At 66.4% G+C, this 15,911-nt stretch carries 4 protein-coding genes; all 4 read right to left on the bottom strand.

The features are described 5' to 3' along the window. Window positions 1–474: 474 nt before the first annotated feature. The 4 genes from RTK35_RS10380 to RTK35_RS10365 all read right to left on the bottom strand — a co-directional run bounded on the left by RTK35_RS10380 (window position 475) and on the right by RTK35_RS10365 (window position 15,742). Complete coding sequence (locus RTK35_RS10380) at window positions 475–957, bottom strand: DUF6985 domain-containing protein (protein ID WP_316907938.1); 483 nt, start codon at window positions 955–957, stop codon at window positions 475–477. 410 nt (window positions 958–1,367) lie between these two features. Next, window positions 1,368–1,826 (bottom strand): hypothetical protein, encoded by a 459-nt coding sequence (locus RTK35_RS10375; RefSeq protein ID WP_316907937.1) that lies wholly within the window; start codon window positions 1,824–1,826, stop codon window positions 1,368–1,370. A 176-nt stretch (window positions 1,827–2,002) separates the two neighbouring features. Then, entirely contained in the window at window positions 2,003–2,326 is a 324-nt protein-coding gene (locus tag RTK35_RS10370; RefSeq protein WP_316907936.1) for a hypothetical protein, read from the bottom strand. Between the two features lie 1,026 nt (window positions 2,327–3,352). Next, entirely contained in the window at window positions 3,353–15,742 is a 12,390-nt protein-coding gene (locus RTK35_RS10365; RefSeq protein ID WP_316907935.1) for a filamentous haemagglutinin family protein, read from the bottom strand. Window positions 15,743–15,911: the final 169 nt, after the last annotated feature.

Genomic DNA, 15,911 nt, shown 5'->3' with positions numbered 1-15,911 from the left:
GAACGGCGGCGCAAGGACGGTGCTTGCGGGGTGGAGAGCGTCTGGAATGGGCATTACGAGGCGGTGGGGATCGCCTTCGCCTGGTGAGTGCGGGAACGAACAAGGCACTGAAACGGCCCTGCGGAAATGAAAAGGCCCGGCTGATGCCGGGCCTCTTCGGGGAGACGTGAAGGGTTCAGTCGACGATGCTCAGGCGGTCACGCTTCACCGCTTCAGAGATTGGGGGGGCGCCCACGCAGCAAAGAAAGAGGTACAGAGAAGAGGCGCGAGTCATGCCGTGATGCTTCCAGGGTTAGAGCCGTCGCCGTTAGCGGCCAAACAAGGGGCATGGGTGACAGTTGTACGCAGGTTGGCCGACCGGGACTCCTGGGACCCGGCACACCCGGAGGTGTCCCGCTCACAGCCGCCATAACACAACATCGCAGGTATGAAGAAAGCGCCTACCAATCGCTACACCAAAGAGAGCCGCCGCCATTAACTCAACAAAAAATCTTGCACTTCTACGGCCTCTACAGAGCCGTTGGTCACCAATACCCCTACGCCCAGTTGAGAGTCAAAAACTGCATCAAATATGAAGCCGATTTGACGCACGCCGGGATCAAGGGGATACATGACCTTGATGCCTATCAGGGTAACCAGCTTCCCCATATCCCCAACCGAACTCACTTGAGGCGCTTTATCATTTACCTCACACGCATCAAGGCACTCCCTGAACTCGCTCAACCTGTCGTTGTAGTAATTGAACACGGCCTCCTCAACAGAGGAGCAGATGAAGGCCGAATCAAGAAGGAACTCCCTGTACGCAAGCCGCTGAGTCTCGGAAATCGGATCACCATCAAATGTCTGAACAACCAACTCCACCTCAGAGCGTTCTTGGAAAATCACCACCTCACATGAACCCGTCAAGGCCCCATCAAACCTCAGCTCACCAAAGTCTTCATCTAAAAGAATTCCCACTCTTTAAAACCTCCAGCAAAGACTCTCGACAGCACCATAGGCGCGCCCCCGAATCTAACAGCAACCCATATTTAAAAAGCCAAGCAAAATACCCAACCTCGAACCTTTAAATCTCCAACAAATTACCAATCGATCATGAGGGCCGATATAGCTGAACCATCGAATCCCCAATCAGACCGCCATCACTCCTCCCATTCCAGCCAAGAAAGCGCCAAGCTGCCCCTACACATTTACATTATATAGCCGGGCAATACGCTCTAACTCACCATCGCCATAACCAACACAATCAACTGCGTTTACCAAGCTTCCATCCAGAACCTGCCGCAGAAAACCCCACTCATGGATCAACTCCTACCCAGAACCGCCGGCAACATAATAAAAGCCCGATGAGCGCCAGCCCCAATCAGAACTCAGACAAGCAAGCCGCAATAGTCATGCATATATTCATCATACTCAGTAACACCCCAGACATGACCATCCAACTTATCTATATAAGCAACTCCTCCCGCCCTTTCCTCTGAACCTCCCACCATTGAGAAAGCCCAGAACAGCGGCGAATCATCGACAACTCGCTCCCCTTCAAACACCACACTCCGCCCCATTAGAGCGGCGTAATCCTTGGCCAAACAGAAAGCCTCTTCCCTGCTGATATTCGGATTTTCTCTATAAGCGACAGGGACATTCATAGCCTCAAACCCGTTACGCCTCAACTCGACCACAAAGGTAACCAGCCTGATGCGCTCCACATTCACACCCAGATAGCCTGAGCCATAAATCCTGGCCTCACTGGAAAAACCTTTATCGAACACACTCAAAAATCTAAGGTATTCGGAATGCACAGGCTGCTTAAGATATAAATCACAGATCACGCTACTTCCCCATACTTGTCACAGTCGCCCCAACACATACCAAACTAAAAATTCTAACCACCCCCACAAACTGACGCACTTCCACAACGATCCGAATCTTTATAATATTTTCAATTTCACGCCTCACGATATCGGGCGTTTTACTTCATAAAAGCCGACAACACCAGGGCACTTCATCAGGACTCTGCAACCTTATACAGAATCCGCCCCCAAATTGAGCTCAGCCGCTGCCAGAAATTTTCATCATAGTGGTAGTCGCGATCCAACCCCAAACGAACCGCTATCTCCACGACCTCACCGCCAATAAATTTCTCATTCAACTTCAAATCCATGACCTCCAGCAGCAAATACTCAAAAGCCATCTCATACTCGCCATGCATCATATAATGTGAAATATCAGAAAAAGCCTCTTTACTGATATCCGAACGAATAAGCATAAGCTTCTCAGAAATCCAATTTCTTATTTCAAGAACATCCAGACACACCTCAACCACTCCCATCACTCACCGAACCACCAAGTGAATTCTAATCAAAAGTCTTAATCACAAAAATCGCCCCCGATTCACCGGACAAGGAGCTTCAAAAGCCGAGCATTACTCAAAAATAAAAATAACAAAACAGTGCACAGCCGCTACAAGACATTGAGCAAAATCAAAAACCGCACTATTACCCATATCGCTTATCCTGCACCACCACAGACTCAACCACAAAATCAAATACCCCTTCAGACAGATCAATGAGGTACAACACCTTCACCCCTACTCTCTCAGAAAACCCTTCTCCGCCATAATCAAAACAGAAAGAGCACCTACACTTGCATTCTCTACCGGCGCTCTTCGTTATTAAACAGGATGAGCACATTGTTATCACCCAGTGCATTCTTGATGATCGTTTCCACCTTCGGCAGCAAACCCGCAGCACTTTTATCGTTAAGATAAATCAAGAATAAACAGCTCGCACGCATACCGTGCTCAAGTGCAATTTCCAGCGAAATAGAGTCAGAGTAAGTAGCAGCACCCTCTAAATCATCAACACTAGAAAGCAGGAATTTACCCGCAAAAACTCCCGATGCCGTACGGACAACAGGTCAAGTATCCCTTCGACATCTTCGGCGGCGCGTGATGAATAACAAAACAGAGAGATAGCCATCTCAACTCCCTCCAAGCTCAATGACAGTGGGGCAATCGGATTATCAGCCAAATTAACGACGACGTTATCTACTTGCCTTTTGGGCCGAAGCAGGCTGCGGGCTATAACGATGCTCTTTGGGTAGTGGCATCTCAAAATCAGCGCGACATTTTTAGGGTGCCAGCAATATTGCTCAAGTCTTTTCCCGAGCAAATGCAAGTCAGTCATCAATTTAGTGGGCACGTAAGGGCGGCGGGCTCTAGCCGAAAACGCAAGCCAGACGGGCAAAGCTGCTTTCCCTGAAAGGTAAGGGCATTTCCGAAACGTAGAAAAAAGAGCGGCAGTCACCTGCCGCCCTCGGGAAAGAAGTGCCGCCCCGAAGGGCGGCTGGGATGGGGTCAAAGCGTGAGGTTGCGCTGTTCCTCCTCGGTCAGGCGGCTGCGGGCCTGTTCGTGCAGCGGGCCGGCGCCGAGTACCTGCACGCTGCGGTTGGCGTCGTAGGCGGTCGGGGCCGGGGCGCGGGCTTCTTCGCCGCCTTGCAGGCGTTCGTTGCCGAAGCCCAGCACCTGCACCGTGACGATGGACGGCTGGCGTTCGCGGGCGGCGCGCTGCTGGCCCCGCGCGGCCTCTTCGGCGGCACCGCTGGCGGAGCTAGCCGCCGAGCTGGCCGAGGCCAGGGCTCCGGTGTTGACCGAGGCCACCACCGGTATCCCGCTGGATTTGCCCTGCACCTGGATGTTGGCGGCGTTGATCACCTGCAGCGCGGCGATGTTGACGTTGCCGGAGACGCGAATGCCGGCCTCCCCCGCGTCGATGGTGCCCAGCGGCGCCAGCAGGTCCATGTCGCCCGGCGGTACCTCGGGGATGGGCGCCAGGGTGGCGATGCCGGCACCGGTGCTGGGCACGCTGGGCGACAGGGTGACGTTGCCCCAGGCGTCGTAGACGCGACGGGGTGGCGTGTACACCAGGGTGGTCTTGGAGCCGCGTCCGGCGTTGATGTCGCCCCGGGCGGACCAGGCCAGGATGTCGCCACCGAAGGTGGTCATGATGCGGCTCTGGCCCAGCAGCACGCTGCCCTCGGCGAACAGCTGGATGTCCCCGGCACCCTGGGTGATGACACCGGCCGAGGCCGGCGGCGCCTCGCCCTCGATGCCGAACACCTGCTGCCCGCCTGGCGTGAGCATCTGGATGCCGCCCCCGAACAGGGTGCGCACACCGGCACCGCCATAGAGGGTGATGTCGCCCTCGTAGCGGATCGGGTTGCCGGCCACGTCGTGGCTGGGGAACAGCGCGGCGATGGCATTGCGGCCGCGCAGGTAGCTGCCGAAACGCGGGCTGCCGGCATCGTTGTATTCGCGCCCGCCTGCGCGCAGCTCGGCGAAGTACAGCTGGCGGGCGAAGATCCGCTGCTGCTCCGGCGCCAGTGCGGTGAAGTAGGCCAGCGCCTGCTCGCGGCTGCCGCTGAAGCCGAAGCGCTCGGCCAGCCAGGCCGCCAGCTCGGCTTCGTAGGTCTGCGCGACGCCACCCGCACCCAGGCTGGCGCCGGGGGCGAGGCGATTGGTCGGGTCCAGGTAACGCAGGGCGAAGGCCAGGTAGTCCGGGCCGCTGCCGGCACCGGCTTGCAGGGCGATGTCGGCGCCCGGGCGCTTGTCGCCGGGCACGATGGCTCCCAGGCTGTTCAGCGTGGCCTGGTCTTCCAGGCGCAGCTGGCGACCGGCAGTGATCTCCAGGGTGCCGGGCCCGGCAACGTTGAAGCTGCTGAAGAGGATGTCGCGCCCGGCGGACACCACCGAGACGTCGGTGGGGGCGTCGTGGACGAACAGGTTGCCGGTGGTCTGCGCAGTGCCTTCGATATTTCTCGGGCCTGGCAGACCGACCATCTGCCCGCTGTTGACGATGTCGCGCCCGGCCATGAGGCGGGTCGGGCGTGCGCCCTCGTACCAGGTTTCACCGGCCCGGGGATAGCTCGAGAACCTCAGGATCTCGCCCGTGCGCACCCCGACGATGTCACCCCGCAGGGCGTAGATGCGCGTCGGCTGATCGGCACCACGGTAGGCGCCTTCGACCCCGGTGCCACCGAAGGCGAACAGGCTGCGCCCGGGGTTGCCGCTCCAGCCCAGGTCGCCATGGCTGGCGCCTGACGCATCGAGGTAGTAGAAGCCCGGCTTGAAGGGCGTGGCCAGGTGGTCCTGGGGGGCGTTGCTCGGCGAAAGGGCATAACCCCCGGCATAGATGGAGTTTCCCGCCAGCAACTCCAACTGGGCCTGGCGCCCCGGGGCCAGTAGCAGGGAGTTGACGACCACCTGAGCGTCCATGCCAACCGCGCCCTGCGCCGATGGCCCGTAGTAGAGGCTGCCAGCCGGAGCCACCGCCCGCAGGACCGAGGGGTAGACGAAGCGCCCGTCAGTAGCGGAGTAATCCATACCGGAACGCAAACTGAGACCACCGGTGTAGGAGCCCGTTTCCCCCAGTTGGGTCGAGGGTGTCAGATTGCCACCGGCGGCGAACAGGTCGATGGCGGTATGGTCTGTCCATAGGCTGAACCAGGCGAAGCCGCTGCTGCGGGTGCCGGCCAGATCCACGGCCTGGCCGCCCAGGGCCTGGCTGCGCCCGGCGTCGCTCACCCCCCCCAGCACCAGGTCGCCCCGGGCATTGAGGCTCACCGTGGCGTCCCCCGGTACCAGCACCAGCCCGCCGTTAGCGGAGGCCTTGGTGGCGGTGAAAGGGTCGTAGGCGCGGCTTTCCCGGGCGTCATGGTTGCGCGCTTCCGGCCCGGTGATCGTGTCGATGCCGCCATAGGAGGCCGCACTGGCGCGCAGGCTTCCCCGCAGGTTGACCAGGCTGCCATTGAGGTCGTGCCGCTGCTTGATGGGCAGCTTGGCATCGTCCTGGAACCCTCGGGCCTCCAGGTCGGGGTTGAGCGCGCCGCCCACCACCAGGTTCAGGTCGCCACCGCCGGTGGTGACCAGGTGGCCGTCCACCAGGCGCCCGGTGGAGCCCACGGCCAGCACCAGGCCCTGGCTGCGACTGGCGAGGTCGCTCTTCATGATTCCTCGGGGCGCCTGCAGGCCGGCATCCCCGGCCACGCGTACGTCGAGGTTGCCGCCGCCCAGGGTGCCGAAGCCGGTGAAGCCGGCCAGGGCCACATCCTTACCGCTGTTGAACGGCACATAGGTGCCGAAGTTGATCCACCAGGCGCTGGGCACGGTGGATGCAACGTCCAGCCCGCCGCCCTGGCGCCACAGCCAGTTGCGGACTGCGCTGCCTTCCGGCTGCTGAGTGTCCCCGCCTCCGCTCTCCGGCCGTCCGATCAGATCGCCGGTCAGGTCGCCGCCCACCGTCAGCGACAGGTTGCCGCCCCGCTCCGGGTACCAGGCGCGGTAGAGACTGCTGACCCCGCCGTCCACCAGGGTCTCGTAGACACCTCCGTTTTTGCCAAGCACGGTATCGACCAGCGCTCCATTGCCTGGATTAACGGCCACACCGCGTGCCTGGTTGTAGGCCGCGGACTGCGACAGCCCCAGCGAAGAGGTACCGGCCGTATAGAGGCCGTACAGGGAGTGCAGATTGAAGTCCCCGGCGCTCACCAGGTCCAGGTCCCCGGTGCCGGTGCGCAGCACGCTGAAGCGGCTGCTGCCCAGGGCGTAGCTGTACTCCATACCAGACCCCTCGGTGCACATGTACACCTCGGAGCAGATAATCAATTCGTCATCAACACCGTATTCAGCCATGGCCTCGGCTACCGGCTTGCCGGCAAAGCTCTCATCGCCATACCACGCCAGTGCACCCTCCGCCGTGAGGAGGCGGGTCGATATGGCTTTCGCCAGATAGCCATAGTGAGTGTCGGCCAGGCGCAGTTCGCCGTGCTCGGCATAGGGGTCGACCAGGCGGCTGTCGGCGGCCTGCAGGTCGGCACCGGCCACGGCCCGCAGCGACCAGGACTGCGAGCCTTCGGGCAGCATCTGCGCCACGGCCCAATTGCGTCCCTTGCCGTCACCGCCTCGCAGGTTGATCTTCTCCACCCCGGCGGCGAGCTTCACATCGGTGCCCGCCGGGATCAGCGCCCCCAGGGCCAGCACCAGGTTCCCTGCCTGCACCACCCTGTCCGGCGCACCGACGATAGTGCTGGGCGCGTTGCTCGGCAGCGGCACACCCTTCGGCCAGGTCATGGCCGTTACCGGAGTGTCCCCCGGCAGCCAGGTCCCCGCCCCCAGGACCATGCCCTGGGCCAGGGTGACGGCCTCGGCCAGGCGGGTGCCGGCCGCGTAGGCCAGGCTGCCGTCGGCGTTGCGCACCTCCGCCGCCAGCACCGTACCGGCCGCCAGCAGCAGCGGGCCGTTCAACCGCGCGTCCGCCGGCAGGCGGGTACCGGCAGCCAGGGTCATGGCCTTGATCGGCAGGTCGTAGTTGAGCACCGTGCCGGCGGGGAAGGCGGTGCCATCCTGCAGTTCGATGCCGCCACGGGGCACCACCACATCCCCGTTGAACGGCTGCTTGCCGGGCAGCAGCACCCAGCCGTCGTCGTCCTGGGTGGCCGGCGGTGCGAGGAAGCCGTCGTTGATGCTGCCCAGCACGCTCAGGTCGCCCCCAGCGCGGATCACCAGGTGCCCCACCTCCCCCGATCCCGCAGCGGCGGTCCTGGGGGTGTGCGGATTGAGGCTGGCGTAGCGGTAGCCGGACAGGTCCAGGTCACCCTGCACCACCAGGTCGCCACCGGGCGTCCGGCTGACCAGCTCCACCCCGGGCCGCAGGTGGAAGGCATCGGCATAGGCGGCGTTGTTCAGGCCGGCCAGCTTGCCGTTGAGCAGCGCGCCGTTGGCCAGGGCGTGGTCGATGAAGGCCAGGCTCTCGGCGTGCTTCTGGTCCAGGTAGGCCTGGTCGATGACCTGGTAGGGCCGGCCGCTGGCGGCCGGGTCGCTGCCGTTGCGGGCATCGTCGTAGCGCTGCACGCCGTTCACGGCGATCAGGCTGGCGCCCTGGATGTCCAGGGGGCCGCTGGCATCGATGGCGATGTCACCAGCGCTGGCACCGCCGAGCCGGGGAGCATTCAGCTCCAGGGTGCCCCGTGCCCGTCCGTCGTGGCCGCTGCTGGCGGCGGTGCCGTGGCGCAGGTCGATGCGGGCGCCACTGGCCAGGGTAAGTTGGCCATCGACGGCGCTCAGCTCCACCGTGGCCCGGTTGGGCGCATCGATGATCCCGCCGTAGCTGTCCACCCGCAGGCGGTTGCCATGGGCGTCCAACCGCGCGCCGCTGCCAAGGGTGAGCCCCTGCTTGCCGGCCAGGCGGATGGCCCCCACCCGCTCGCCGCTGGCGTCCACGGTGCCGTTCACCGTGAGGTGCCCGCCGTCCAGCGACACGCTGATCTCTCCGGCCTTGAGGCCGTCGCCGATCACCAGGTCGCCCTGCTTGAGCAGGAAGCTGCGGGCGCCGAACACCTGGCCCTGGTTGAGGCGCTGGTTGAGCGCGGCGAAATCGTCGCTGAGGTTGCCCGCGCCGAGCCGCTGAGCGTGTACCTCCAGGCTGCCGGCCTTGTACGGCATCCAGGTGCCGCCAGCGTCGTATTCCCCGCTGCTGCCACCGAGGATGCGCCCTTCCAGGGCCACCGTGCCGGCGCCGGCCGCCAGGGCGGTGGCCTTGAGGCTGCCGGCCTGGTTGTTGACCGCGGACAGGTCGATCAGCGCACCGGCCGCCTGGCGGATGTCGCCGTGGCGGCTCTCCAGGATCAGGTCGCCGCCCCAGCTGTACTTGTTCACCTCGTTGAAGGTGACCTTGCGCCCGGCCAGGTCGATGCGGGCACCATCGCCGAGGCTCAGCTGCTCATCGGCCGCCAGGGTCAGCTTGCCGCTGGGCAGCACCACCGCACCCTCCAGGTACAGGTTGCGCCCGCGAAGGGACAGCTCCGCCCCCAGGGCATCGCCCCCGATGGTCGGCACCGTGGAACCGGCCGGGGCGCTGATGCGGATGTCGCCACCCGCGCTGAGGCGGTTCACCGAGCCGGCCCCGCCGGTCAGCACCGGGGTGCGCAGGATCAGCTGCCCGCCGCTGTACTGGAAGCCCTGGCCCGGGGTGTAGCCGTCCTGCCGCTGGTACACCGCCAGGCCGCCCTTGTGATTGGCGGTGATGCGCTCGCGGGCGTTCAGCTCGACGTTGGCGAAGCCCACGGCCAGCCGGTCGCGGATCGGGCTGGCACTGGGCTGGCTGTCTGGCAGGTAGCCGAACTCGATGCGCTCGGCGTCGATCAGCAGGCTGCCCGCGCCGCTGCCTGCACCGCCGGCGATGATGGCTCCGGCCTCGTTGTGGGCACCGTTCCAGACCAGGTTGGCGGTGCGGATCTGTGCACGCGCACCCGCCTCGCCCTGGCCGTAGATGGCCGGGGTGGTCAGCACCAGCTCCTTGAGCCGCGAGCGACCGTCAGCACCGTAGGTGTCCAGGCTGGCGTCGCCGAAGAAGTTCAGCGAATCCCGCGCGCCCAGCACCAGGGTCTCCAGCGCGGGCGCGCCGAACTGGGCATCGCCACGCAGCAGGCGGTCCAGCACCGCCTGGTTGAGGGTCAGCCCGTTGGGCAGGCGGTTGCGGCTGGCCAGGTCGGCCAGCACCTCGGCGCTGCCGACGTTGATACCGCCCACTGCCAGGGTCAGGTTGCGGGTGCCGTAGCGCACCGCATCGCTCAACTCGAAGCGGTTGTCGGTGGCCGTGGCGATGGTGCCGTCGGAATAGAGCCCGGTGGTGCCGCTGCATGTGCCGTCGCAGACACCGATGCGAATAGGCCCGGGCGCCACATCTGGGGACCGGGGGTCGGGCACATCCGGGGCCAGCAGGCTGAGGTAGCCGTTGGAAACCGCCAGCACACTGTTGCGCCCCGGCTTGTACAGGTAACCGTCGCGGGAGTCCCGCGGGGCAGCCCCCAGGCCCAGGGTGTTGATGCTGGCGCCCTGCTCCACGGTGATGCCCCCCGTCGTGCCGGAGCTGATCAGCATGACCTCCGGCGCCCGCAGGGTCGCGCCGCTGCGCAGGGTCACGCTGCGCACGTTGGCCCCATTGGTGCTACCCAGCTGGATGAAATTGCCGCCCTGGCCGTAGACCGTACGGCCAAGACCACCGATGAAGAGGCTGCCGGCACCGATGGCGTTGAGGTCGGCATCGTTCAGGGAGATGCCGGTAAAGCCGGCGCTGGCCCCGGTGCCGGCCTTGACGATTTCCAGGTGGCTGCCGAATGTCGCGTCGATGGCGGTGATGCTGCCCCGTCCGCCCTCCTCACGGCCCTTCAGCAGGGTTCCGGCGAAGCGGAAGCTGGGCTGGCTGCCGTCGCTGCGCGAGAAATTCAGGTTGAAGGCTTTGGCGTCCCGCGGCATCAGCGCGGCGGGGATGCCCAGCCGCGCGGCATCGGCCAGCAGGTACTGGCTGAGAGTGGTCTCGTTGTACTGGGAGTAGCGGCGCAGCACGTCGGCCGGGGTGAGGATCACCTGGCTGGCCAGGCTGTCGCGGGCGCCGCTGGCCAGGCCCAGGGTACCGGCGGTGGACCAGGAGCCGTTGCGCATGGCCTGGGTGACGAGGGCACCGCCCTGCCCCGCCAGGCCATTGACCTCCACGCGGAAGGCCCCCGGCAGCAAGGCGTAGGTGGATGGCAGCAGGGTGTAGGTGCCCGCCGGTAGCCCCGGTACGCCAGCGCCGACGGTGATCTGCTGGCCCACCAGCGGTGCCACGGCCCCGGCCTCGCCATTGCCGGGGGCGAAACCCGGCTGGACGCCGGGCACGATGGCGTACACCGGGTTGCTGCTCAGGGCCGGCAGCAGGAAGCCGTCCGGGCCGTATTGCACCAGCGGGTTGAAACGGGCATCGGTGGAGCCGCCGCGACCGGCGACGAACCCGGCACCGAGCACCACCCCGCCGCCGGACACATCCACCACGGCGCCCTCGGCCACGTCGATGGTCTGCCCGATCAGGTCCACCTTGCCGGGCATGTTGTTCTGTGCAGCCTTCAGCAGGGTGGTGGAGAGGGCCACGCCGTCGTAGAGCCAGGTCTTGCCGTCCACGGTGCCGCCATAGGGAATCACCAGGCCCGCACCGCTCACCGAGGTCAGGCTGCCGGGCAGCAGGTTCACCCGGCTGGCGGGCCGCGGGCTGTTGCCGCCGTAACCGACCTCCAGGCTGCCCAATGGCGCCCGCAGGACGCCCCCCTGGTTGATCACGTCGGCCTGCAGCCTCAACTCGCCAAAGGCCGACAGGGGCTGTGCCGGGATCGCGCCAACCGGGCGGCCAATGTCGATGCGCGTGGCCTGCACCAAGGCCTTGACCCCGGTGCCGGGGTAGACCTGGGCTGCTGTGATGCGCAGGTCGCCGGGCAGCGTCAGGCTCATGGCGTTGGCTATGCTGCTCGGGCTCGCCAGCAGCCGCAGGTCACCCAGGCTGTCCAGTTGCACCTGGGCGAAGGCACGGCGGTCCACCACCTGCTCGCGCCCCTGCAGCAGGCGGATGCTGCCGCGCGCCCCCAGGTTCACCTTGTCGCGCACGTCCAGCAGGCCACGGGAACTGAGCAGCCACTGGCCAGTGGCAGGGCGTACCGAGGTGCCCATGTCGATCGCTGTTTTGGTTTCGCTTGGCCCCACAGATGCAGCCGGCCTGGCCCCGGCCAGCCGCAGGTAGTGGCTGCTCAACTCGACCCGGCTGTCCGCCGCAGCGGACTCGGCCAGGCCGTAGGCTCCGGCATACAGGCTGAGGGCATTGGCCAGATTCAGGCGCACGTTGCCATCGAAGCTCAGCAGCCCGGTGCTGAGCAGCGCCAGGTTGTCGAACCCGCCCTGCTCCACCTGGCTCACCGCCAGCCGGCCCTGGCCATAGCGCAGCAACGACGCCCCCTGCTCGGGGCCCGCCCCCTCGGCCAGGGGAGCCGCCTGCTGCTGGGCCACCACCAGTTCCCGGGCCTGACGCACGGCATCAGTGGCCCGGGGGTCGCCGGTCAGGTAGTTGGGCGCGCCAAGGGCCACCGAGAGGCTGCCCCCTGCCACCCCCTCGCCGCCGGCGGCAGCGCGGAGCTGCCCATCCAGGTACAAACCGCTGGTGGATGCCAGGGCAATGCTGCCGCCCTGGCTGGCCACCCGCAGCGGGCCCTGGCCGGGCAGGTCGAGCCACGCCTGGCTGCCGGAGGCATCGAGGCGCGCGCCCTGGCGCACCACCACGAAGGCATCGCTGGCCGTCAGGTCACCTCGGTTGGCGTCGATTTCCCCGCCGATGACGATACTGCCCCCCTGGCGCACCTGGCCGTAGCGGTTGCCTCGGGCGTCCACCGCGCTGACGGCGCGGGAGGCTGCGTCCAACCGGGCGTGATCGCCGATCCAGAGGGAATGGTAGGTTTCCAGCGGCCGTGCGGACTGGACCTCACCGTTGCTCCCCAGGCCGAGGATGCTGATGCGCCCGCCCCAGGCCTCCAGGGTGCCGTCCACCGTGACCTGGCCGATCCCGGCCAGGCGGATGGCCTGGCCGGGGTCGACATGCAGCAGAGCCCCCTGCTTCACCACCAGCGCCGTGCTGGCGATGTCGGCGGCGGCGGTCTCCGGGCTGCCAGCCTGCAGCGAGAGGCTGGCCCCCTGGCGCTGGGTCAGCACGCCCTGGCCCGCATCCTCCTGGTAAAGGGGGGGCAACCAGCGCTCCAGGGCCTCGGACAGGGCACCGCCGGTAGCCAGGTTGCCTGCGCCGCTGGCCTGGCGGTACAGCGGCTGGGTCACCTCGACGCGTGTGCCCTCGGCCACCTCCAGGCCCCGGTTACCCCTCACCTCGTAGGCGGAGAAACCCTTGTCGAAGAAATCCCCACGCAGCACCAGGGCACCGGCCGGCGCCGACGGGGCGTTGTCGGCGATCAGCACCCGAGCGGCCTGCAGGCTGAGGGTGCCACCGCCCTTGACGCCTTCGCCCCGCAGAGCGCCGCCCAGGCTCAGCACGCCACTGTCGCCCCGGTTGCCGGCACTGGCCGCGAGGGTGACGTGGCCGCCCTTGCCGCCCTGCAGCCTGCCGTTGGCGAGCAGCGCCGCGCCGGAGCTGACATCCACCGTGCTGCCGGCTTCCAGCAGGGTGTTGCCGCTGCTGCGCAGGGACACGCTGCCGCCATTGAGGTAGGGCAGCGCGCGGGTGTCGTCGGGCTCGCGCAGCAGGTTACTCCACAACCCGCTGGCATCGAGGCGCACACCCGCCCCCACGCGTACCGAGGCACTGCCGCTGGTGGGGGTGAGCACGGTATCGGCACGCCCCAGGGCGGTCATCTGGTTGAGCACGTTGCCCAGCTGGAGGCTGCCGCCACGGGCGGTGATGTCGGCGTTCACTTCCACCTGCGGGCCGTAGAGGGTCACGTTGCCGGCCGGCGCCACCTGCAGCGCGCTGTCGACCCGGATGCCCTCGCTGGCCGCCACCTTGATGGCCCCGAGGTTGAAGTCGTTGAGCTGGGCGCTGTCCAGGTACAGGGTGCCCTGGCGTCCCGCCGGCAGGGCGGTGGTCAGGTCGAGCCCGTCGGCGATGCGTTCGGCGCCCTGGCCGAACACCACCTGTTTCAGGGTGTTGGCACTGGCACCCAGTACGGGCTCCAGGGTGCCGCTGCTCTTCACGTACAGGGGGGCGTAGGTGCCCACCACCAGTTGGCCACCGCGCGCGGCCGCCTTCTGCGACTGGCGGTAGCCGTCGAGGCCGGCCTGGGCCGCCTGGGTCTGCCGGGCGCCCTGGTAGGTGTCGCTGGCCAGGGTGCCCTCGAGCACCGCGTTGCGGGTGCCGATGACCAGGCTGCCGGCGTCGCGGCCCACGGTGTAGCCGGCCTCCTGGCGCTCGCGCGGGGCGATCAGCGGGTCGTAGTAGTAGTCGGTGCGGCCCCAGCGCTGGCTGTGGTCCTCGTAGCCCCGGTAGATGCCGGTGTAGAGGATGTCGCCCGGGGCGCTGGAGAGTTCGTACAGGCGCCCGTCGGCGCCCTTCAGCCAGGTCTGCCGGACGCTGCCGCCCTGGACGTCGAGGGTGCCGCCGGAAAGGTTGATCTGCGAACCGGACTGGGTCACCACCTCGCCGCCGGTGAAGCTGACGGTGCCGCCCAGGGCCATCCATTCGGCCACGCTGTGGCCCTGGGTGCCGAGGTAGCCGCTGACCTCCAGCAGGCCGCCGGCGGTGTACCAGCGGTCGGTGGCGTAGCCGTTGGTCCCGGCCGGCACCCGCACCAGCTCGCGCACATCCACCCAGACATCGCTGTTGTTCAGCGCGCCCTTGTCGCGGTTGACCGAGGCGTCGCGCTGTTCGTTGCCCTGCAGGTTGACCTTGACGCTGTTGGCCGACATGGCCACCTGCACGCCGGTGGCGCCGGAGACGTCGATCACGGCGCCGTCGCGCACCAGGCTGCGCTGGGCAGCCTGGGTCGCCACCTGGCCACCGGTGGCCAGGGTGATGGAGCCCTTCTGGAAGTCCACGCTGCCGCTGCTGTCGATCTGCACCAGGGACAGGTCGCGGCGGAAGACGTCGCCGTTCACCACGTCGCCGTCCTGCTTGAGGACCGGTGCCAGCAGGGCATCGCGCTGGCTGTCGAGGGCGGTGGCGCTGGCATCGAGGAGGATCGCGGTGGTGCTGCCCTCGCCCAGGGTCACCTGGCCATTGGCGCCGCTGGCGGTGAGGTGCACGGTGCCACGGGCGTCTGCGGAGGTGCTGGCCAGGGCCACGCCGCTCTGCTGCACCTGGTTGCCCACCAGGCTGACATCGCCGCTGGCGGCCAGCAGCACGCCCCGGTTGAGCACCCGGCCGTTGCCGCTGGCGCTCACTTCGTTGCCACGGGTGGTGGAGGTGGGGTTGCCGTCGCTGCCATAGCCCTTGCGGATCACGAAGCTGTCCCCGGCCGCCATCAGCACCTGGCCCTTGGGCGTGCTGATGCTGCCGGCGTTGTCCACCTCCTTGCCCAGCAGCAGCACGTAGCCGCCCCCGGAGGTGGAGGTGCTGGGCGCCGCCGTGTTCAGTTGCGCCCCCTGCTCCACGCGGATGTTGCCCTGGGCGTTGGTGAAGCTCGGGTTGCTGCCGTTGTAGAGGCCGCCGCTGCGGAACTGCTCGTCGCTGAAGCCGGTAGCGGCAGCCACCAGGTTGCGCACGTTGACCTGGCTGGTGCCGCTGAACACCACCCCGTTGCTGTTGAGGATCATCACCGTGCCGTCGGCCTTGATCTGGCCCTGGATCTGGCTGGGCGCGGTGCTGTTGCCCACCTTGTTCAGCAGCGCCCAGCTGGCCTCTTGCTGGAAGGCCAGGGTGGTGTCGCGGCCGACGTTGAAGGTCTCCCAGTTGAGGATGGCCTTGTCGGCGGTCTGCTTGATGGACACCAGTACCTTGCCGTTGGCGTCGGTCTGCACCGGCGCCTCGGCGTTGATGAACAGCGGCTTGCCATCGGGCCCCACCACCACGTTGAGGCCGTTGCCTCCGAGACCGTTGTGCAGGGTCTGCGGGGCGCCGCTGGCCGCCGCACGTCCGGCGGCCTGGGCTGCCTGGGCCGCGGCGATGGCGGCCACGGTGTTGTTGAGGTTGGCGAAGGAGCGGCCCAGGCGCTGCTGCACCTGCTGCTGCTGCGCCAGCGGCGGTGGCGAACCCGGCTGCACGGTCCCCGGCCGGGCGGCTCCAGCGGCCTGGGCGGCGCCCTTCTCGGCGAACCAGCCGGCACTGAAGGCCGGCGCGGCCTGGGCCCCGCCAGCCAGAAGCATCAGGGCGATGGCCTGGGCCAGGGGCTTGAGCAGGAGGGGATGTTCGCGGCGGGCGGTGCAGGTGACGGACGGCTTGGGCTGGGAACGCATCACGACGGGTCCTTGTTCGGGTGGAGGCGCAGCGCCCCAAGGGACGCGCCATGGCTGTTACCCCCAAGGCCGTCGGCGCAGCGGGCGACCGAACTTTTGTCACGCAAAGTTCACGGGGCCTACCGGCGCCTGACATGCAAAACCGGCAATGGCGCGAGGCCATTGCCGG

The organism is Pseudomonas sp. zfem003 (genome assembly GCF_032621675.1).
GTDB lineage: Bacteria > Pseudomonadota > Gammaproteobacteria > Pseudomonadales > Pseudomonadaceae > Metapseudomonas > Metapseudomonas otitidis.
Note: the sequence above shows the minus strand (reverse complement) of the source record. Positions and strands in the feature narration are given on the sequence as shown.